Here is a 20,577-nt window from a genome sequence, read left to right as displayed (position 1 = left end):
GCGCGCACTGACCACCTACTGCCACTTCCCCAGTTGGTCGGCCATGATCGAGTTCATGATCCTGTGCCTGACCGAGGGGCCGCAGCCCCCGCCTGCCCCTCCCTGAGTCCAAATTGAGAATTGCTGCAGGCCGACACGGCCTGTTGTACGCTGCGCAGCCGCTGTCCTATGATGTTGGCCGTGAACACCGCCACCAAGACCCTCCAGCTGCGCATCAAGGACAAGCACGCCCGCGTGCTGCGTCAGATGGCCCGCGAGGTCAACCAGGTGTTCAACTTCTGCAACGAAACCAGCACCCGAGCCATCCGGGAGCGCCATCACTTTCTCTCGGGCTACGACCTGCAGAAACTCACCGCCGGCTTCAGCCAGTGCGACGGCATCACCATCGGCAGCGGCACTGTCCAAGTCGTCTGTGCCGAATACGCCAGCCGGCGCAGGCAGTTCAAGAAGTCCCGCCTGAACTGGCGGGTGTCGAACCCCAAATCCTCGAAATATTCGCTGGGCTGGATACCGTTCAAGGGCGGTCATGCCCGCTACAAGGCCGGTCAGATCCACTTTGCCGGCCACCAGTTCGGCTTGTGGGACAGCTACGGGCTGGCCCACTACGACCCGCGGGCCGGCTCGTTCAGCGAGGACAGCCGGGGTCGCTGGTACTTCAACGTCGCCGTCGAGATCCCGGAACTCGTCGGCCCCCGCTTGCCCGGTCCCACCGCCAGCGTCGGCATCGATCTGGGCCTCAAGGACTGCGCCACTGTGTCGGACGGCCAGCGCCTCGAAGGCCGCTGGTTCCGCCAGCATGAGCTGAAGTTGGCGAAAGCCCAGCGTGCCCGCAAGAAACGGCGCGTCAAGGCCCTGCACGCCAAGATCAAGCATCAGCGCCAAAACGCGCTGCACCAGTTCAGCACCCAACTGGTCAACCAGAACGCTGCCCTGTTCGTGGGCGATGTGGCCAGCGCCAAGCTGGTCAAGACCAGAATGGCCAAGTCCACGCTCGACGCGGGCTGGGCCATGTTCAAGACGATGTTGGAATACAAGAGCCAGCAGGCCGGTATCGTCTTCGAGGTCGTCAACGAAGCGTATTCAACCCAGACTTGTTCGTGCTGCGGGGCTATTCCCCCCGGCAGTCCGAAAGGTAGAGCAGGCCTTGGAATAAGAGAATGGGCGTGCAGCGAGTGCGCCACGGTCCACGACCGGGACGTGAACGCGGCCAGGAACATTCTCGCGGCGGGACATCGCCGTCTGGCAGCAGGAATTCCCGCCCTTTAGGGCGGGGAAGATGTCAAAGACGGGCTACACTGCCAGATTGACCAATTTGACCGCGGGCGGCCCGTGCCGCCGCGACCTGCTGACTGTGAGAGACTCCATGGCCCTGATACCCGTCACCATCCTGACCGGATTCCTCGGATCCGGCAAGACCACATTGCTCCAGCGCGTGCTGTCCGAGGCGCATGGCCAGAAGATCGCCGTGATCGAGAACGAGTTCGGCGAGGAGAACATCGACAACGAGATCCTGGTCTCCGACACCCAGGAGCAGATCATCCAGATGAGCAACGGCTGCGTCTGCTGCACCATCCGCGAGGACCTGCGCGGCACCTTGCAGTTGCTGGCGGCCAAGCGGCGCAAGGGCCTGCTCGACTTCGAGCGGGTGGTGATCGAGACCACTGGCCTGGCCGATCCGGGCCCGGTGGCGCAGACCTTCTTCATGGACGAGGAGATCGCCGAGAGCTACCTGCTCGACTCCATCGTCACGCTGGTCGATGCCAAGCATGCGCAGCAGCAGCTCGACGAGCGCCAGGAGGCGCAGCGCCAGGTCGGCTTCGCGGACCAGATCTTCATCAGCAAGGCCGATCTGGTGTCGGAGGCGGAAGTCGAGGAATTGATCCACCGCATCAAGCACATGAACCCGCGCGCGGCGATCCAGACCGTGCATTTCGGCCAGGTGGCGCTGAACCAGGTGCTGGACCTGCGCGGCTTCAACCTGAACGCCAGGCTGGACATCGACCCCGACTTCCTCAAGGGCGAGGAGCCGGGGCACGACCACGCGCATGAGCATGAGCATGAGCACGGCCATCACGATCATGGGCACGAGGCCTGCGGCCACGACCATGCGCATGACGAGTCTTGTCATCATCCGGGTCATGGCCACCACCATCACCACGACGACGATGTCAAGAGCTTCGTCTACCGGGAGACGCGTCCGCTCGATCCGGCCAAGCTGGAGGATTTCCTGGGCGCGATCGTGCAGGTCTATGGCCCCAAGCTGCTGCGCTACAAGGGCGTGCTGAACATGAAGGGCACCGAGCGCAAGGTGATCTTCCAGGGCGTGCACCAGCTCATGGGCAGCGACCTCGGCCCGCAATGGCGCGCCGACGAGGAGCGCCAGAGCAAGATGGTGTTCATCGGTATCGACCTGCCGCGCGACATCCTGCTGCAGGGCCTGGCGCAGTGTCTGGCTTGAACTGACGCGCGGCACCGTTACAATGCCGCCGCCGCCAGTCAAAGTGCGCGCGATGAGTTTATAAAGTCAGGAAAACAAGAGTGAAAGCCGGTGGCGTCGCAAACGCCTGGTCCGGCCCAACACCAGGACCGCCCGACAGGGCATCAAAGGAGAACGGTTTTGAACCTCGGCAGCTCGACAGCTGGCGCCTCGCGCCGGCCACCCGATCTGCTGCCAGCGCCGTCTCCCACTCCATTCAAGTCATCATGTCCACCACCGCACCCAAGACCGCAGCCAAGGATTCCCAGCTGGCAGACAACTGGAAGATCAAGCCGCTGGAGCAGCTGACTGACGCCGAGATACTCGCCATGCCCGAAAGCGAGTACATGAACGATGTGCAGCTGGCCTATTTCCGCCGCAAGCTGCAGCTGCTCAAGGCCGGCATCCATGCCAACGCCGGCGAGACCACCGAGCACCTGCGCGAGGACACCACGGTCGTGCCCGATCCGGCCGACCGCGCCACCATCGAGGAGGAGCACGCGCTCGAACTGCGCACCCGCGACCGCGAGCGCAAGCTGCTCAAGAAGATCGAGCAGTCGATCGCGAGCATCGATTCCGGTGACTACGGCTACTGCGCCGAGACCGGCGAGCCGATCGGCGTCGGCCGCCTGCTGGCGCGTCCGACCGCCAATCTGTCGCTCGAGGCGCAGCAGCGCCGCGAGCTCAAGCAGAAGATGTTCGGGGACTGATCCCGCCGGGCCAGGCCCGATCCGAACTCGACAGCCGACGCCGCAACAAGCGCCCGTGCCTGCGAGAATAACGGGCATGGAACACAAAGACTCCTCGATCTTCTACGGCACGACCATCGTCTGCGTGCGGCGCCAGACGCCGCAGGGCGTCCAGGTCGCCATCGGCGGCGACGGCCAGGTCACGCTCGGCCACATCGTCGTCAAGGGCACGGCGCGCAAGGTGCGCAAGCTCTACCGCGACCAGGTGCTGGCCGGGTTCGCCGGCGCGACCGCCGACGCCTTCACGCTGTTCGAGCGCTTCGAGGCCAAGCTCGACAAGCACCAGGGCCATCTGGTGCGCGCCGCCATCGAGCTGACCAAGGACTGGCGCACCGACCGCGTGCTGCGCCGGCTTGAGGCCATGCTGGCCGTGGCCGACAAGACCGCCAGCCTGATCATCACCGGCAACGGCGACGTGCTTGAACCCGAGCACGGCATCGTCGCGATCGGCTCGGGCGGCGCCTACGCCCAGTCGGCGGCCAAGGCGCTGCTCGACCACACCGAGCTCGACGCCGAGGCCATCGTGCGCAAGTCGCTCGCGATCGCGGGCGAGCTGTGCATCTACACCAACATGAACCACACCGTCGAGGTCCTGTAACCATGTCCTCCGCCATGACCCCCCAGGAGATCGTCTCCGAACTCGACGCGCACATCATCGGCCAGCAGGCGGCCAAGCGCGCGGTCGCGATCGCGCTGCGCAACCGCTGGCGTCGCCAGCGGGTCGACCCCAAGCTGCGGCCCGAGATCACGCCCAAGAACATCCTGATGATCGGTCCGACCGGCGTCGGCAAGACCGAGATCGCGCGCCGGCTGGCCAAGCTCGCCAACGCGCCCTTCATCAAGGTCGAGGCGACCAAGTTCACCGAGGTCGGCTATGTCGGCAAGGATGTCGACTCGATCATCCGCGACCTGGCCGACATCGCGATCAAGCAGCAGCGCGAGACCGAGATGGTCAAGGTGCGCGTGCGCGCCGAGGACGCGGCCGAGGAGCGCCTCCTCGACGTGCTGGTGCCGCCGCCGCGTTCCGAGGGCTTCGGCTTCAGCGCCGAGGACAAGCCGGCCGACAGCGCGGCGCGCCAGGTGTTTCGCAAGAAGCTGCGCCAGGGCGAGCTCGACGACAAGGAGATCGAGCTCGACCTCGCCGTCGCCAGTCCGCAGCTCGAGGTCATGACCCCGGCCGGCATGGAGGAGATGGCCGACCAGCTGCGCGGCATGTTCAGCCAGTTCGGCGCCGGCAAGAAGAAGGCGCGCAAGCTCAAGATCAGCGAGGCCAGGAAGCTGCTGCTCGACGAGGAAGCCGCCAAGCTGCTCAACGAGGACGAGGTCAAGCAGCAGGCGCTGCACAACGCCGAACAGAACGGCATCGTCTTCATCGACGAGATCGACAAGGTCACCAGCCGCAGCGATGGCCAGAATACCGGCGAGGTCTCGCGCCAGGGCGTGCAGCGCGACCTGCTGCCGCTGGTCGAGGGCACCACGGTCTCGACCAAGTACGGCGCGATCAAGACCGACCATATCCTGTTCATCGCCAGCGGTGCCTTCCACCTGAGCAAGCCCAGCGACCTGCTGCCCGAGCTGCAGGGGCGGCTGCCGATCCGGGTCGAGCTGCAATCGCTGACGGTGGCCGACTTCGAGGCCATCCTGACCCAGACCCATGCCAGCCTGGTGCGTCAGTACCAGGCGCTGCTGGCGACCGAAGGCGTGCGGATCGACTTCACGCCCGAGGGTGTCACGCGCCTGGCCCATATCGCCTACGAGGTCAACGAGCGCACCGAGAACATCGGCGCGCGCCGCCTGGCGACCGTGATGGAGCATCTGCTCGACGAGGTCAGCTTCGACGCGACCAAGCTCGAAGGCCAGACCGTGACCATCGACGCGGCCTATGTCGATGCGCGCCTGGGCGCCTTGAGCCAGGACGAGGACCTGTCGCGCTACATCCTCTGACGCGCTGGCGCCAGCTGGAGGCTGATCCAGCGTGACACCACGTCACGTCCTTTGTATGATGAATCCATCATTTTCAAGGGGGATTCCATGCCATCGATGCCAAGCGCCGTCCGGATCGTTTTTGGTGGGTTCGCGCTGGCGCTCGGGGTATCGGCGCAGGCCGATCAGCTCTACCGCTGTCGCGCCTACGGCGGCGGCCTGTTCTGGTCGCAGGCGCATTGCCAGCAGCATGGCGCGCTGGTCGACCGCATCGAAAGCGTGCCTTCTGGGCTGAGTCCGGACCGGCAGATCCGCGTGGCGGAGCAGGGTATTGCGCAGTCGGTGCGGGCCGCGAGCCGGGCCGACGCCATGACGCGCGCCGAGCAGCAGGCGCTGCAGCGCGAGGCGCGAACCCGGGCACGCCAGCGGGCGCGCTGTGACCGCTTGCAGGCCGGGCTGGAGGTCCAGTACAGCCGCAGCCATCAGCAGCTCACCGCGTCGCAGCAGCAGCGCGTCAGCGAGCGGCGGCAGCGCCTGCGCGAGGAGCGCGCGCAGGCGGGCTGCTGATCCTGCCGCTGGCGGTGGCGCCCAGCCAGCGGCGCGGCTTTGTAACCGACTGTTTGCCCCGACTTGAGGTGTTGTCTCTGATATGACGTCTAAGTGCTTATGCCGCTTGGGATTTTTGCCATTGCTTTCTCTTTTGCCGTGCTCTAAGTCTTTGATTTCACTTCAAAAAAACCGGAGTCCAGCCTGTTGGGCGGGCATTTTTGGTGCTACAGTGGAAAAAAGTGCAATAAAGTGGTGAAAAGTGTTCTCAAAGGCCAGATGCCGTGTTTCAGGGAGCGTCCTCGATCAGCCTCGATGCCAAGGGTCGGCTTTCCGTGCCGACTCGGTATCGTGACATGCTGAGCGCGACCGCGGCCGGCCAGCTCACGATCACCAAGCACCCGCACGGCTGCCTCATGATCTTTCCGCGTCCCGAATGGGAAGCTTTTCGCGCCCGCATCGCCGAGCTGCCGATGTCGGCTCAATGGTGCAAGCGCATCTTCCTGGGCAATGCGATGGACTGCGAGCTCGATGCCACTGGGCGCGTGCTCGTCGCGCCCGCGCTGCGCTCGGCCGCGGGGATCACCAAGGGGGCCGTGCTGCTCGGGATGGGCAACCATTTCGAGCTCTGGGACGCTGAAACCCATGCGGCCCAGGAAGCCGAGGCGATGAAGGGCGAAATGCCCGACGCCTTCAAGGATTTCTCTTTCTGAAAGCACGGCAGTGCAAACTCCTCTCTCTCATTGCACCGTCCTGCTGGACGAGGCGGTCGACTCCCTTTCGATTCGGCCGGACGGACATTACATCGACGCGACCTTTGGTCGCGGCGGTCATTCGCGCCTGATCCTGTCGCGGCTCGCGGCCGACGGCCGTCTGACCGCGTTCGACAAGGACCCGCAGGCGGTGGCCGTGGCCGACGCGCTGGCGGCCGACGACGAGCGTTTTTCCATTCGCCATGAGGGCTTCAAGTCCATGGCGGAGCTGCCGCCGGCCTGCGCCGACGGCATCCTGATGGACCTTGGGGTCAGCTCGCCCCAGATCGACGACCCCGTACGGGGTTTTTCCTTTCGGCATGACGGGCCGCTGGACATGCGCATGGACCCCACCCGGGGCGAGAGCGTGGCCGACTGGCTGGCCGAGGCCGAAATATCCCAGATGGCGGAGGTGATTCGTGACTATGGCGAAGAACGGTTTGCTCAACAGATTGCAAAGGCGATTGATCGTCGCCGACAGGAACGGGGGCCGGTGCGAACCACCGCCGAACTGGCCGAAGTCGTGGCTGGCGCGGTCAAAACCCGCGAGCCGGGCAAGGATCCTGCAACGCGCACATTTCAGGCTCTTCGGATTTTCATCAATGCCGAGCTTGAAGAACTGCAACAAGCGCTGAGCGCCAGCCTGCGCGTGTTGCGTCCGGGTGGACGGCTGGTCGTGATCAGCTTCCACTCGCTGGAGGACCGCATCGTCAAGCAGTTCATTGCCCAGCATGCCAAGGAGGTCTATGACCGCCGGGCGCCATTTGCGCTGCCGAAGCCGATGGCCTTGCGCAGCATCGGCCGCGTGATGCCGGGCGAGGCTGAAGTGGCGGCCAATCCGCGCGCGCGCAGCGCCGTCATGCGCGTGGCCGAACGCACCGCAGTGGAGGCGCCGTGACAAGGGTCAACCTGGTCTTGTTGCTGGCGCTGCTGAGCAGCGCCTTTTATCTGGTGCATGTGCGCTACGAGTCGCGCCGTGTCTACATCGCGCTGGGCAAGGCGCAGTCGCAGGCCTTGCGGCTTGAGACGGACCACGACCAGCTGCTGGCGCAGAAGCACACCCAGGCCGCGCCGGTCCGGGTCCAGCAGCTCGCGGCGGGTCAACTGCGCATGCGTCCGGCCAATCCGGCCGTGACGGAGTATGTGCAGGCGGGTCCGGGCGCGTCAGCGAAGGGGCAGCCGTGAACCGGGGCATTGCTTACAGCAGCAGTCCGCTGCTGGCCAGCAGGACGCCGCCCGTGCGCAGCAAGGTCGTCGTCGGCCTGATGGCGCTGGGCTTCGCCGTCATGGCGGCGCGCGCCGCCTACGTGCAGGTGTTGGGCAATGATTTCTTTCAGCACGAGGGCGCGGTGCGCTACGCCCGCACGCTTGAGCTGCCGGCCAGCCGTGGCCGCGTGCTCGACCGCAATGGCGTGATCCTGGCGACCAGTGTGGTCGCGCAGAGCATCTGGGTCGAACCCACCGATATCGAGCTGGACGATCCCAAGCTGGCGCGCGCCGCCGAATTGCTGCAGTTGTCGCTGGAGGAGCTCAAGGGCCGCATCGGCAAGGGCGGCAAGAACTTCGTCTGGATCAAGCGCCAGGTCGACGAGCCGCTGGCGCTGCAGGTCAAGGCGCTCGGCATCAAGGGTCTGCACCTGCGCGAGGAGTACAAGCGGCACTATCCGGAAGGCGAGGCGGCCGCGCATGTGGTCGGTTTCACCAACGTTGAGGACGTCGGGCAGGAGGGGGTCGAGCTCGCCTTCAACCAGGCGCTGTCGGGCAAGTCCGGCTCGCGCCGCGTCATCAAGGACCGCTTCGGCCGCGTGATCGAGGACACCCGCGAGGCGATTCCTCCCCTGGACGGCAAGGACTTGCAGCTGTCGATCGACAGCAAGATCCAGTACTTCGCCTACCAGAAGCTGCGCGATCAGGTGATCGCGCACAAGGCCCAGGCTGGCAGCGTGGTGGTGCTCGATGCCCAGAGCGGCGAGCTGCTGGCATTGGCCAACTACCCGAGCTACGACCCGAACCAGCGCCAGCGCCTGACCGGCGAGCAGTTGCGCAACCGCGCGCTGACCGACACCTTCGAGCCCGGCTCGACCATGAAGCCGTTCACGATCGGGCTGGCGCTGGAATCCGGCCGCGTCAAGCCCGGGACCATCGTCGAGACCTCGCCCGGTCGCATCACGATCACGGGCTCGACCATCTCGGACACCCACAACTACGGCACGCTGACGGTCGAGGGAGTGATCCAGAAGTCGTCCAACGTCGGCACCACCAAGCTGGCGATGCAGATGCAGCCGCGCGAGATGTGGGAGCTTTTCACCGCGGCCGGCTTCGGCCAGAAGCCTCAGCTGGAGTTTCCCGGCGTGGTCGGCGGCCGCGTGCGGCCCTACAAGACCTGGCGACCGATCGAGCAGGCCACCATGTCCTACGGCTACGGCCTGTCGGCCAGCCTGTTCCAGATGGCGCGCTCCTACACGGTGTTCACCAACGAGGGGCGCATCATCCCCGCCACCATCCTCAGGAGGCCCGGGCCCGAGCCCGTCGTCGGCGTTCCGGTGTTCTCGCCGCGCACGTCCGCTCAGGTGCTCAAGATGCTGGCCATGGCGACCGGCCCCGGCGGCACCGGCCAGCGGGCCCAGACCATCGGCTATTCGGTCGGCGGCAAGTCCGGCACCGCGCGCAAGCAGGTCGGCAAGGGCTATGCCGCGGGCAAGTACCGCTCCTGGTTCACCGGCATGGCGCCGATCGACCATCCTCGCATCATCTGTGCCGTCATGCTCGACGAGCCCAGCGCCGGCCAGGTCTATGGCGGCCTGGTGGCGGCGCCGGTGTTCAGCGAGACCGTGCAGCAGGCGCTGCGCATCCTGGGCGTGCAGCCCGACATGAGCGTCAAGCCCCATATCGTGGCGCAGGCGGTGGAGGAGTCCTTGTGATCGCGACTTTCGAGCTGGCGAGCGATGCCGTGCGTTGGCTGCGCGGCCAAGGCGCGCGCGCCTTGCAGTGTGACAGCCGGCGCGTGCGGCCCGGCGATGCCTTCGTGGCCTGGCCCGGCGCGGCGCAGGACGGTCGGCGCCATGTCGCCGCTGCCTTGGCCGCCGGCGCGGTCGCCTGCCTGGTCGAGCGCGAGGGCTGCGAGCCCTTCGTGACCGATCCGCTTGATCCGCGCATGGCCGCCTTCCAGAGCCTGAAAGCTGCCACCGGCGAGATCGCCAGCCTGTTCCATGGCGAGCCCAGCCGAGAGCTGGACGTGGTGGCCTTGACCGGCACCAATGGCAAGACCTCGACCGGCTGGTGGACCGCGCAATGGCTCACCGCCTTGGGCGAGCCCGCCGCGCTGGCGGGCACGCTGGGCATGGGGGTGCCGGGCCGGGGCTTCGAGCCGACCGGGCTGACCACGCCCGACCCCGTGAGCTGGCAGGCGGGCCTGCGGCGCTGGGCCGACGCGGGCCTCCGGGCCGCCGTGGTCGAGGCGTCCTCGATCGGTCTGCAGGAAGGCCGGCTCAACGCGACCCGCATCCGCGGCGCCGTCTTCAGCAACCTGACCCAGGACCATCTGGACTACCACGGCACGATGGATGCCTACTGGCGCGCCAAGCGCGCGCTGTTCGACTGGCCGGGGCTGCGGGCGGCGGTGGTCAATCTCGATGACCCTTGCGGCGCCTTGCTGGCGGCCGAACTGCAGCCGCGCGCCGATGCCGGCGCGCTCGACCTGTGGTCCATCGCCGTGCATGCGCCGCAGGCGCGGCTGCGCGTGACCGACTGGGCGTTGACCGAGACCGGACTGTGCTTCGGCCTGGTCGAGCGCCAGGCCGATGGCTCCACGGGCGCGCCGCAGGCGATCAGCCTGCCGCTGGTCGGCGAGTACAACCTCTACAACCTGCTGAGCGCGCTGGCCGTGGCGCGCGCTCAGGGTCACGAGCTGATCGCTGCCGTGGCGGCCGCCGCCGCGCTGACCCCGGTGCCGGGTCGCATGGAGTCGGCCTGGGGGGCGGAGCAGGCCGGTCAGCCGCTGGTGCTGGTCGATTACTGCCATACGCCCGACGCGCTGGAAAAGGCGCTGCAGGCGCTGCGCCCGCTGGCCGAAAAGCGCGGCGGCCGCCTGTGCTGCGTGGTCGGCTGTGGCGGTGACCGCGACGCCGGCAAGCGTCCGCTGATGGCGGCCGCCGCCGAGCGCGAGTCCGATCGCCTGCTGCTGACCAGCGACAACCCGCGCTCCGAAGACCCGCTGCGGATCCTGGCGCAGCTGCGCGCCGGGCTGGTCCGGCCCGCCGAGGTCGAAGTCGAGCCGGATCGCGCCGCCGCGATTGCGCGCGCGGTCGCGCAGGCCGGCGAGCGCGACGTGGTGCTGCTGGCCGGCAAGGGGCATGAGGATTACCAGGAGATCGCGGGCGTGAAGCAGCCGTTTTCCGATCTGAAGCAGGGCCGCTTGGCCCTGCAGGCCTGGCGCGCGAGTCGCCTGGAGGTGCAGGCATGAAGACGCTGGCGCAACTGCTGCCCGAACTCGACGGCGTAACCGTGGTCGGCGACCTCTCGACGGTCGAGATCCTGCGCGCGCACAGCGACACCCGCACGCTGCAGCCGGGTGACCTGTTCGTCGCGCTGCGCGGCGAGCGCTTCGACGCCAATGACTATCTGGCGCAGGCGCGCGCATCCGGCGCCGCAGTCGCGCTGGCCGAGCGCGGCCTTGAGCAGGCTGGCCTGCCCGGGGTCGAGGTGGCCGACAGCCGCCTGGCGCTGGGCGAGCTGGCCCGACTCTGGCGCGCCCAGTTCGAGCTGCCGCTGATCGCCGTGACCGGCAGCAACGGCAAGACCACGGTGACGCAGATGATCGCGTCCATCCTGCGCGCTGCCGTGGGCGAGGCGGCGCTGGCGACCCAGGGCAACCTCAACAACGAGATCGGCGTGCCGCTGACCGTGCTGCGCCTGCAGGCCAGCCACCGGCTCGCGGTGGTCGAGCTCGGCATGAACCATCCCGGCGAGATCGTGGGGCTGGCGCATATCGCGCAGCCCACGGTGGCGCTGGTCAACAACGCGCAGCGCGAGCACCAGGAGTTCATGGCGACGGTCGAGGCGGTGGCGCGCGAGAACGCGGAATGCTTCCGGGCGCTGCCAGCCGACGGCACGGCGGTGTTCCCGGCCGATGACGAATTCACGCCGCTGTGGCGCGCGCTCGCGGGTGACCGGCGCGTGCTGACCTTTGGCGGCGCCGCCGCCGACGTCAGCGGCGATGCCGACTGGCAGGGCAGCGGTTGGCGTTTGCGCGCCCGCACGCCGGCCGGCGAGTTCGAAACCGAGCTCGGCATCGCTGGCCGCCACAACGTGGGCAATGCGCTGGCCGCCACCGCCTGTGCGCTGGCCGCTGGCGTGGCGCTGGAAGCGATCGCGCGCGGCCTGGCCGCGTTCGAGCCGGTGAAAGGTCGCTCGCGGGCGCTGCCGCTCAGCCTCTCAGGTCGCGCCCTGACCCTGGTCGATGACAGCTACAACGCCAATCCGGACTCGGTCCGGGCCGCGATCGAGGTGCTGGCCGAGTTGCCGGGGCCGCGTCTGCTGGCGCTGGGCGACATGGGCGAGGTCGGCGATCAAGGCCTGCTGTTCCACGACGAGGTGCTGCGTCACGCGCTGGCGCGCGGCATCGATGCGGTGCTGGTGACGGGCGGCTGGATGGAGCAGGCGGCCGCGCCGCTGCTGGCTGGATCGAACGGCCGGCTGGGATTTTTCAAGGATTTCGAGGCGCTGCGGTCCGCCGCGCTGGCGCTGGCCCCTGGCATGGGGTCGGTGCTGGTCAAGGGCTCGCGCTTCATGCGCATGGAACGGCTGGTGCAGTCGTTGCAGGCGTTGGCACAGGATGAGGAGAGGCCATGCTGATCAGTCTGGCGCAATGGTTGCAGGGCCTGGGCCCTGAATTCGGTTTCCTGCGGGTCTTCCAGTACCTGACCTTCCGCGCCGTCATGGCCGCGATGACGGCGCTGCTGCTGGGCATCGGCGTCGGCCCCTGGTTCATCCGCCGCCTGACCGCGCTCAAGATCGGCCAGCCGGTGCGCGGCTACGCGATGCAGTCGCACCTGAGCAAGAGCGGTACCCCGACCATGGGCGGCGTGCTGATCCTGTTCGCGATCGCGCTCTCGACCCTGCTCTGGTTCGACTGGAGCAACCGCTTCGTCTGGGTGGTGCTGATCGTCACGCTGGGTTTCGGCGCGATCGGCTGGGTCGATGACTGGCGCAAGGTCGTCAACAAGGACCCCGAGGGCATGCGCTCGCGCGAGAAATACGCCTGGATGTCGCTGATCGGCCTGCTGTCGGCCTGTTACCTGCTGTTCGCGATCTCGGGCCGCAGCGGTACCGGCATGGTCGAGTTCTTCGTGCGCTGGTCACAGTCCGGCTTCACGACGGAGTTCCCGACCCAGACCGGCCTGATGGTGCCCTTCTTCAAGGAAGTGGCCTACCCGCTCGGCATGCTGGGCTTCGTCGTCATGACCTACCTCGTGATCGTCGGCTCCAGCAACGCCGTCAACCTGACCGACGGTCTAGATGGCCTGGCCATCATGCCGGTCGTGATGGTCGGCGCGGTGCTCGGCGTGTTCGCCTACCTGACGGGCAACTCGGTGTTCGCCAGATACCTGTTCCTGCCCTATATCCCGGGCGCGGGCGAGCTGCTGATCTTCTGCGCGGCCATGGGTGGCGCGGGACTGGCCTTTCTCTGGTTCAACGCCTACCCGGCGCAGGTGTTCATGGGCGATGTCGGCGCGCTGGCGCTCGGCGGCGCGCTCGGCACCATCGCGGTGATCGTGCGCCAGGAAGTCGTGCTCGCGATCATGGGTGGCGTGTTCGTCGTCGAGGCGCTGTCGGTCATGCTGCAGGTGTCCTGGTTCAAGTACACCAAGAAGAAGTATGGCGAGGGCCGGCGCATCCTCAAGATGGCGCCGTTGCACCACCATTTCGAGAAATCCGGCTGGCGCGAGACCCAGGTCGTGGTGCGCTTCTGGATCATCACGATGCTGCTGTGCCTGCTCGGCCTGTCCACCCTGAAGCTGCGTTGAGGTCCGAGATGGTGAATTTCCTGCCCCTGCTGCAAGATCGCGACGTGCTCGTGCTGGGCCTGGGTGCGTCCGGGCTCGCGCTGGCGCGCTGGTGCGCCAAGGCTGGCGCCCGCGTGACGGTGGCCGATACGCGGGCCGCGCCGCCCCAGGCCGCCACGCTGGCGGCCGAACTCCCCGCCGTGACCCTGGTCCAGTCCGCCTTCGATGCTGAACTGTTCCAGCGCAGGCCCTGGGCCATGGTCTGCCGCAGCCCCGGCATCGCGCCGGCCCAGCTGAGCGCCCTGGCGCGGGCCGCGCAGGCGATCGGCGTGCCGGTGGTCGGCGAGCTCGGCCTGTTCGCGCAGGCGCTCGCCACGCTGGCGCAGCCCGCTGAGGACAGCGCTCCCTATCAGCCCAAGGTGCTGGCGATCACCGGCACCAACGGCAAGACCACCACCACCGCGCTGACCGCGCATCTGCTCGAATGGGCTGGCGTCAAGGTCGCGGTGGCGGGCAATATCGGTCCGACCCTGCTCGACACGCTGCAGGCCCGTCTGGACAGCGGCGAGCTGCCCGAGGCCTGGGTGCTTGAGCTGTCGAGCTTCCAGCTCGATGGCATGCAGGGCTTCGAGCCGACCGCCGCGACCGTGCTCAACGTGACGCAGGACCACCTCGACTGGCATGGTGGCATGGCGGCCTACGCCGAAGCCAAGTCCCGCATCTTCGGCCAGCGCGCGCTGATGCTGCTCAACCGCGACGATGCCACCGTGATGGGCTGGCAGCCGCGGCCGCAGACCGTGCAAGAGGGCCGGCGGACCAGGACGGTGCCAGCGCGCGCGAACCAGAGCTTCGGCACCGAGGCGCCGCAGCGTGCCGGTGACTGGGGCCTGGAGACCGTCAACGGCATGAGCTGGCTGGTGCGCGCCTTGCCGGCCGACGAGACCGTGCGCCGTGGCCGCGCGGCCGAGGAAGAAGAAATCCACCTGCAGCGACTGATGCCGGCCGAGGCGCTGCGCATCCGGGGTCGTCACAACGCCAGCAACGCGCTGGCCGCGCTGGCGCTGGCCACGGCCGCTGGCGCGCCATTGGCGCCGATGCTGCACGGCTTGCGCGAATACCGCGGCGAGCCGCACCGGGTCGAGCCGGTCGCGATCGTCGGCGCGGTCGAGTACATCGACGACAGCAAGGGCACCAACGTCGGCGCCACGCTGGCCGCGCTCAAGGGTCTGGGGCCGGAGCGCAAGCTGGTCGTGATCCTGGGCGGCGACGGCAAGGGCCAGGACTTCGGCCCGCTGGCCGAGCCGGTCGCGCGCTACGTCCGCGCGGTCGCGCTGATCGGTCGCGACGCCGCCGAGATTCGCGCCGCGCTCGTCGCCAGCCGCGTGCCGCTGCACGATTGCGCCACGCTGCCCGAGGCCGTGCAATGGTGCGCGCGCCAGGCGCAAGCCGGCGACGCCGTGCTGCTGTCGCCCGCCTGCGCCAGCCTCGACATGTTCAAGGACTACGCGCACCGCGCCCAGGTCTTCGTCGAGGCGGTGCGGGAGCTGCAGCAAGACGAGGGGACGCCGGCATGAAGCGCATCGCCGCTGGCTTGGCCAGGCTGCTGGGCCGCAAGGGTGCTGGCGTGTCCGACATCCCGGTCCACCTGTCGAGCCGGGACTACTCGGGTGGGCGCTCCGACCGCTGGGTGCGCGACGTGGGTTTCGACCAGATGCTGCTCTGGGTCGTGCTCGGCCTGCTGTGCTTCAGTCTCGTGATGGTCTATTCGGCCTCGATCGCGCTGGCCGACAACCCTCGCTTCGGCAATCTCTCGCCGCTGCACTTCGCGGTTCGTCATGGCAGCTCCATCCTGCTCGGCATCCTGGCCGGCTACCTCGCGTTTCAGGTGCCGATGAGCTTCTGGGAAAAGTACTCGAAGCGGCTCTTTTTCTGCGCGCTGCTGCTGCTGGCGCTGGTGCTGGTGGTGGGTCGCAATGTCAACGGCGCGACGCGCTGGATACCGCTGGGCCTCATCAACTTCCAGCCCTCCGAGTTCGCCAAGATCACGATGGTGGCTTACGCGTCCGGCTACATGGTGCGCAAGATGGAGGTCAAGGAGAGTTTCATGAAGGCCATCTTTCCGATGGGCCTCGCGGTGGCCGCCGCCGGTGGCTTGCTGATGCGAGAGCCCGACCTGGGCGCGCTGATCGTGATCACCGTCATCGCATTCGGCATCCTGTTCCTGGGCGGCGTCAACCTCAAGGTGATGATGGTCATCGGCGCCTTCCTGGTGCTGGGCCTCTCGATTGCCATCATGTTTTCGCCCTGGCGTCTGGCGCGCGCGCTCGCCTTCCTCGAACCTTTCGACGAGAAATACGCGCTCGGCAAGGGCTACCAGCTCAGCCATTCGCTGATCGCGATCGGTCGCGGCGAGATCCACGGCGTCGGCCTGGGATCGAGCGTCGAGAAGCTGCACTGGCTGCCCGAGGGCCACACCGACTTCCTGCTGGCCGTGATCGGCGAGGAGTTCGGACTGGTCGGCGTGTTCGCGCTGGTGTTCACCTTCTTCTGGCTCACGCGCCGCATCATGCAGATCGGTCGCCAGGCGGTCGCGCTCGATCAACTGTTTTCCGGCCTGGTGGCGCAGGGCGTGGGCCTCTGGCTCGGTTTCCAGGCGCTGATCAATTTTGGTGTCTGCCTGGGCGTGCTGCCGACCAAGGGCCTGACGCTGCCCTTGATGAGCTACGGCGGCTCCGCCATCCTGATGAATCTGGTCGCGATCGCGATCGTGCTGCGCATCGACCATGAGAACAAGCAGCTGATGCACGGAGGCCGGGTATGAGTCAGCCCTGTGCGCTCGTGATGGCTGGTGGCACCGGCGGCCATATCTTCCCCGGGTTGGCGGTGGCCGAGGCGCTGCGCGCGCGCGGCTGGCGCGTGCACTGGCTCGGCGTGCCCGCCAGCATGGAGGAGCGGCTGGTGCCGCCGCGCGGTTTCGCCTTCGAGCCGATCGAGTTCGGCGGCGTGCGCGGCAAGGGACTCAAGACGCTGGCCTGGCTGCCGCTGCGGCTGGCGCGCGCGTTGACTCAAGCCAGGCGCGTGCTCAGGCGCGTCCAGCCCGACGTCGTGCTGGGCCTGGGGGGCTACATCACGGTGCCGGGCGGGCTGGCGGCGCGACTCGCCGGCGTGCCCATCCTGCTGCACGAGCAGAACTCGATCGCCGGCCTGTCGAACCGCTGGCTGGCCAAGCTGGCCGAGCGGTCCTTCAGCGCCTACCCCGACGCGCTGCCCGGCGGTGAATGGATCGGCAACCCCTTGCGCGCCGAATTCCTGGCGCAGCCCGAGCCGGCCGTGCGCTTTGCCGGCCGCAGCGGTCCGCTGCAGCTGCTGGTGGTCGGCGGCAGCCTGGGCGCGCAGGCGCTCAACAACGTGGTGCCGCGCGCGCTGGCCTTGATCCCCTTCGAGCAGCGCCCGGTCGTCACCCACCAGGGCGGCGAAAAGCAGATCGACGCCTTGCGCGCGGCCTACGCCGAAGCCGGCGTGCTGGCCACCCTGACCCCCTTCATCCGCGACACGGCGCGGGCCTTCGCCGCTGCCGATCTCGTGATCGCCCGCGCTGGCGCCAGCACCGTGACCGAACTGGCCGCGGTCGGCGCGGCGGCGGCCTTCGTGCCTTTCCCGCACGCGGTCGATGACCACCAGACCCACAATGCGCGCTTCCTGGTCGATGCCGGCGCGGGCTGGCTGCTGCCGCAGGCCGAACTCACGCCCGAGCGGCTGGCCGGCCTGCTGCAAGGTCTGGATCGGGTCGAACTGCAAGCCCGCGCGGCAAAAGCCCGCGCGCTGCGCCAGACCGGCGCGGTCGAGGCCATGGTGGCCGCCTGCGAGCGCCTGATAGACAAGAAAGAGAAAACAGGAACATGAAACACGCCATCCGGCATATCCATTTCGTCGGCATCGGTGGCTCCGGCATGAGCGGCATCGCCGAGGTGCTGCTGACCCTGGGCTACCGCATCTCGGGCAGCGACCTCGGCTACGGCCCGGTCACGCGCCGCCTGATCGAGCTCGGCGCCCGCGTGCACCAGGGCCACAATGCCGCCTACATCGAGGGCGCCGACTGCATCGTGACCTCGACCGCGGTCAAGGCCGACAACCCCGAGGTGCTGGCCGCCCGCGCCAAGCTGATTCCGGTGGTGCCGCGCGCCGTCATGCTGGCCGAGCTGATGCGCATGAAGAAGGGCGTGGCGATCGCCGGCACCCACGGCAAGACCACCACCACCAGCCTGGTCGCCAGCGTGCTGGCGGCCGCCGGGCTGGACCCGACCTTCGTGATCGGCGGCAAGCTCAACAGCACCGGCGCCAACGCGCGCCTGGGCTCGGGCGAGTACATCGTGGTCGAGGCCGACGAGTCCGATGCCTCCTTCCTCAAGCTGTTGCCGGTGCTGGCGGTCGTCACCAACATCGACGCCGACCACATGGAGACCTACGGCCACGACTTCGGCCGGCTCAAGGATGCCTTCGTCGAGTTCCTGCACCACATGCCCTTCTACGGCGCGGCGGTGGTCTGCGTCGACGATCCGACCCTGCGCGAGCTGCTGCCGCGCATCGAGCGCCCGATCACCAGCTACGGCATCGCCGAGGACGCGCAGGTGCGCGCGCTCGACATCCGCGCCGTCGGTGGCCAGATGCATTTCCGCGTCCAGCGCCGCAACGGCGTCCAGCTGCCCGATCTCGACGTGGTGCTCAACCTGCCGGGCCACCACAACGTGCTCAACGCGCTGGCGGCGATCGCGGTCGCGGTCGAGCTCGGCGTGCCCGACGAGGCGCTGCTCGAAGCGCTGGCCCAGTTCAAGGGCGTGGGCCGGCGCTTCCAGCGCTACGGCGAGGTCGCGCTGCCCACGGGCGGCCAGGCGACCGTGATCGACGACTACGGCCACCACCCGGTCGAGATGGCCGCCACGCTGGCCGCCGCGCGCGGTGCCTTCCCTGGCCGGCGCCTGCTGCTGGCCTTCCAGCCGCACCGCTACAGCCGCACCCGCGATTGCTTCGAGGACTTCGTCAAGGTCATCGGCCAGGCCGACGCGGTGCTGCTGGCCGAGGTCTATGCCGCCGGCGAGGCGCCAGTGGTGGCGGCCGATGGCCGGGCCCTGGCGCGCGCGCTGCGCGTCGCGGGCAAGGTCGAACCGGTGTTCATCGACCCGATCGCCGACATGGCGCGGGCCGTGCTCGACAACGCGCGCGATGGCGACGTGGTGCTCTGCATGGGCGCGGGTTCGATCGGCGCGGTGCCAGCCCAGCTGGTGGCGCTGGCCGCCGCCCCGACCGCTGACAAGGAGGCCGCATGAACGCGACCGATGGCATCAATCCCAAGGCCATGGGCAAGGTCGCCGTCCTGATGGGCGGCTTTTCTGGCGAGCGCGAGATCTCGCTGATGTCGGGCCAGGGCGTCCTGCAGGCGCTGCTGGACCAGGGCGTCGATGCCCAGGCCTTCGACCCCGCGCGGCGTGACCTCGGCGAGCTCAAGCGCGAGGGCTTCGAGCGCGTCTTCATCAACCTGCACGGACGCTTCGGCGAGGACGGCACGGTGCAGGGCGCGCTTGAGCTGATGGGCATTCCCTACACCGGCTCCGGCGTGCTGGCGTCGAGCGTCGCGATGGACAAGATCATGACCAAGCGCATCTGGCTGGCAGAGGGCCTGTCGACGCCGGCCTGGCGCCAGGTCGACAGTGTCGAGCAGACGGTCGCCGCGCTGGCCGAGCTCGGTGCGCCGATGATCGTCAAGCCGGCGCGCGAGGGCTCCAGCCTGGGTCTGACCAAGGTCACCGATGCGGCGCAATGCGCGCAGGCCTATGCGTTGGCCGCGCGCCACGACCCCGAGGTGCTGTGCGAGCAGTTCATCGCCGGCGACGAGGTCACCTGCCCGGTGCTGGGCACGGGCGCGCAGGCCAGCGCGCTGCCGGTGATCCGCATCGTCGCGCCGGACGGCAACTACGACTACGAGCACAAGTACTTCACCGACGACACCCAGTACCTGGTGCCCTGCGGGCTGCCCGAGGGCGAGGAGGCCGCCGTCCAGGCCCTGGTGCTGAAGGCCTTTCGCACCCTGGGCTGTCGTGGCTGGGCCCGCGCCGACGTGATGATCGATGCCCGCGCGCGCCGGCCCTATCTGCTGGAGATCAACACCTCGCCCGGCATGACCAGCCATTCGCTGGTGCCGATGTCGGCGCGCTCGACCGGCCTCAGCTACGAGCAGCTCTGCCTGCGGGTGCTGGCTTCGGCCAGCCTCGACAATCCGCTGCCCGTGCCGCACGGAGACTGAAATGGCGACCCGCTCCGCCTTGCCGTTCGACGTCCGCCTGATGAACTGGGTCGCTTCGGCCCTGTTCCTGGGCGTGGCCTTGGCCGCGCTCGGCAGCGCCGCGCTGTGGGCGGCGCGCCACCCGTCCTGGACGCTGGGCCACATCGTCATCGATGGCGAGGTCGAGCACCAGAACGAGGTCGCCTTTCGCGCCATCCTGGCGCCGCAGCTGCGCGGCAGCTTCCTGACGCTGGACCTGCAGGAGGTCAAGCGCCTGTTCGAGAGCGCCCCCTGGGTGCGCCAGGCCGTGGTCAAGCGCGAGTTTCCGAATCGCCTGCATGTCACGCTGGAGGAGCATGAGGCGGCCGCCTGGTGGGGGGAAGCCGGCAGCGACACGCTGGTCAATTTCCAGGGGGTGGTGTTCGAGGCCGATCCCGACGAGCCCCAGACCGCGACCTGGCCCGAGCTGCTCGGCCCCGAGGGCCGTTCGGAGCAGGTCTACGCGCTCTACCGCCAGTTGCAACCGGTGTTCCAGTCGCTGCAGCATGGCATCAGCCGGCTCGAACTCGATGCCAGTGGCCACTGGCGCGCCACGCTGACAGGTGGTACGGTGATCGAGCTCGGCCGCGGTGATTCGACCGAATTGCTGGCGCGCGCGCGTCGTTTCGGGGCGACCTGGCCCGAGCTGATCGCGCGCTACGGCGGGCGTGACCTGGAGTCCGCCGACCTGCGTTATCCCAATGGCTACGCCGTGCGCATGCGCGGCGTCCAGACCGTCACGGACGACAAGGCCGCGGCGGCGCTCGCTGCCCGAGTCCGAGTCCGGGTCCGTAAGAAATAATCGAGGTAG

19 protein-coding genes are annotated in these 20,577 nt (G+C 68.2%); all 19 read left to right on the top strand.

Annotated features, from left to right (window positions below):
• Positions 1-171 precede the first annotated feature (171 nt).
• The 19 genes from PHR85_RS01490 (at position 172) to PHR85_RS01400 (ending at position 20,568) form a co-directional block, all read left to right on the top strand.
• A complete protein-coding gene (locus PHR85_RS01490; RefSeq protein ID WP_300049561.1) occupies positions 172-1,266 on the top strand; it encodes a transposase in 1,095 nt (364 codons plus the stop codon).
• A 97-nt stretch (positions 1,267-1,363) separates the two neighbouring features.
• Positions 1,364-2,458 (top strand): GTP-binding protein, encoded by a 1,095-nt coding sequence (locus tag PHR85_RS01485; protein ID WP_300049559.1) that lies wholly within the window; start codon positions 1,364-1,366, stop codon positions 2,456-2,458.
• Positions 2,459-2,538: 80 nt separating this feature from the next.
• The gene (dksA, locus tag PHR85_RS01480; protein ID WP_300049557.1) at positions 2,539-3,186 is read left to right on the top strand and encodes an RNA polymerase-binding protein DksA; all 648 of its coding nucleotides are present in this window, start codon (positions 2,539-2,541) and stop codon (positions 3,184-3,186) included.
• Between the two features lie 76 nt (positions 3,187-3,262).
• A complete protein-coding gene (gene hslV / locus PHR85_RS01475) occupies positions 3,263-3,823 on the top strand; it encodes an ATP-dependent protease subunit HslV (RefSeq protein ID WP_300049555.1) in 561 nt (186 codons plus the stop codon).
• Between the two features lie 2 nt (positions 3,824-3,825).
• On the top strand, positions 3,826-5,169 hold the full coding sequence (gene hslU / locus PHR85_RS01470) for an ATP-dependent protease ATPase subunit HslU (protein ID WP_300049552.1): 1,344 nt from the start codon (positions 3,826-3,828) through the stop codon (positions 5,167-5,169).
• An 87-nt stretch (positions 5,170-5,256) separates the two neighbouring features.
• Positions 5,257-5,715 (top strand): hypothetical protein, encoded by a 459-nt coding sequence (locus tag PHR85_RS01465; protein WP_300049550.1) that lies wholly within the window; start codon positions 5,257-5,259, stop codon positions 5,713-5,715.
• Positions 5,716-5,978: 263 nt separating this feature from the next.
• Positions 5,979-6,407 (top strand): division/cell wall cluster transcriptional repressor MraZ, encoded by a 429-nt coding sequence (mraZ, locus tag PHR85_RS01460; RefSeq protein ID WP_300049548.1) that lies wholly within the window; start codon positions 5,979-5,981, stop codon positions 6,405-6,407.
• Positions 6,408-6,417: 10 nt separating this feature from the next.
• Positions 6,418-7,344, top strand: coding sequence for a 16S rRNA (cytosine(1402)-N(4))-methyltransferase RsmH (rsmH, locus tag PHR85_RS01455; RefSeq protein WP_300049546.1), 927 nt, complete (start codon positions 6,418-6,420; stop codon positions 7,342-7,344).
• Positions 7,341-7,631, top strand: a complete 291-nt coding sequence (gene ftsL, locus PHR85_RS01450; protein ID WP_300049544.1) for a cell division protein FtsL — start codon at positions 7,341-7,343, stop codon at positions 7,629-7,631. The genes rsmH and ftsL overlap by 4 nt, the downstream gene beginning before the upstream one ends.
• Complete coding sequence (locus PHR85_RS01445; protein WP_300049542.1) at positions 7,628-9,367, top strand: penicillin-binding protein 2; 1,740 nt, start codon at positions 7,628-7,630, stop codon at positions 9,365-9,367. The genes ftsL and PHR85_RS01445 overlap by 4 nt, the downstream gene beginning before the upstream one ends.
• Positions 9,364-10,908 carry a UDP-N-acetylmuramoyl-L-alanyl-D-glutamate--2,6-diaminopimelate ligase gene (locus PHR85_RS01440; RefSeq protein ID WP_300049540.1) on the top strand — a complete coding sequence of 515 codons (1,545 nt, stop codon included), beginning with the start codon at positions 9,364-9,366 and terminating at the stop codon, positions 10,906-10,908. Before PHR85_RS01445 ends, PHR85_RS01440 begins: the two co-directional genes overlap by 4 nt.
• A complete protein-coding gene (gene murF, locus PHR85_RS01435; RefSeq protein ID WP_300049538.1) occupies positions 10,905-12,299 on the top strand; it encodes a UDP-N-acetylmuramoyl-tripeptide--D-alanyl-D-alanine ligase in 1,395 nt (464 codons plus the stop codon). Before PHR85_RS01440 ends, murF begins: the two co-directional genes overlap by 4 nt.
• Positions 12,293-13,471, top strand: a complete 1,179-nt coding sequence (gene mraY, locus PHR85_RS01430; RefSeq protein ID WP_300049536.1) for a phospho-N-acetylmuramoyl-pentapeptide-transferase — start codon at positions 12,293-12,295, stop codon at positions 13,469-13,471. The genes murF and mraY overlap by 7 nt, the downstream gene beginning before the upstream one ends.
• A gap of 8 nt (positions 13,472-13,479) precedes the next feature.
• Entirely contained in the window at positions 13,480-15,024 is a 1,545-nt protein-coding gene (murD, locus tag PHR85_RS01425; protein WP_300049534.1) for a UDP-N-acetylmuramoyl-L-alanine--D-glutamate ligase, read from the top strand.
• Positions 15,021-16,271, top strand: coding sequence for a putative lipid II flippase FtsW (gene ftsW, locus PHR85_RS01420; RefSeq protein WP_300049532.1), 1,251 nt, complete (start codon positions 15,021-15,023; stop codon positions 16,269-16,271). Before murD ends, ftsW begins: the two co-directional genes overlap by 4 nt.
• Positions 16,268-17,353 carry an undecaprenyldiphospho-muramoylpentapeptide beta-N-acetylglucosaminyltransferase gene (murG, locus tag PHR85_RS01415; RefSeq protein ID WP_300049530.1) on the top strand — a complete coding sequence of 362 codons (1,086 nt, stop codon included), beginning with the start codon at positions 16,268-16,270 and terminating at the stop codon, positions 17,351-17,353. Before ftsW ends, murG begins: the two co-directional genes overlap by 4 nt.
• Positions 17,350-18,774 (top strand): UDP-N-acetylmuramate--L-alanine ligase, encoded by a 1,425-nt coding sequence (gene murC / locus PHR85_RS01410; RefSeq protein ID WP_300049528.1) that lies wholly within the window; start codon positions 17,350-17,352, stop codon positions 18,772-18,774. Before murG ends, murC begins: the two co-directional genes overlap by 4 nt.
• On the top strand, positions 18,771-19,748 hold the full coding sequence (locus PHR85_RS01405; protein ID WP_300049526.1) for a D-alanine--D-alanine ligase: 978 nt from the start codon (positions 18,771-18,773) through the stop codon (positions 19,746-19,748). Before murC ends, PHR85_RS01405 begins: the two co-directional genes overlap by 4 nt.
• A 1-nt stretch (position 19,749) precedes the next feature.
• Entirely contained in the window at positions 19,750-20,568 is an 819-nt protein-coding gene (locus PHR85_RS01400; protein WP_300049524.1) for a cell division protein FtsQ/DivIB, read from the top strand.
• Positions 20,569-20,577 lie beyond the last annotated feature (9 nt).

It is taken from the genome of Malikia sp. (genome assembly GCF_028687635.1).
Lineage (GTDB): Bacteria > Pseudomonadota > Gammaproteobacteria > Burkholderiales > Burkholderiaceae_C > Malikia.
Note: the sequence above shows the minus strand (reverse complement) of the source record. Positions and strands in the feature narration are given on the sequence as shown.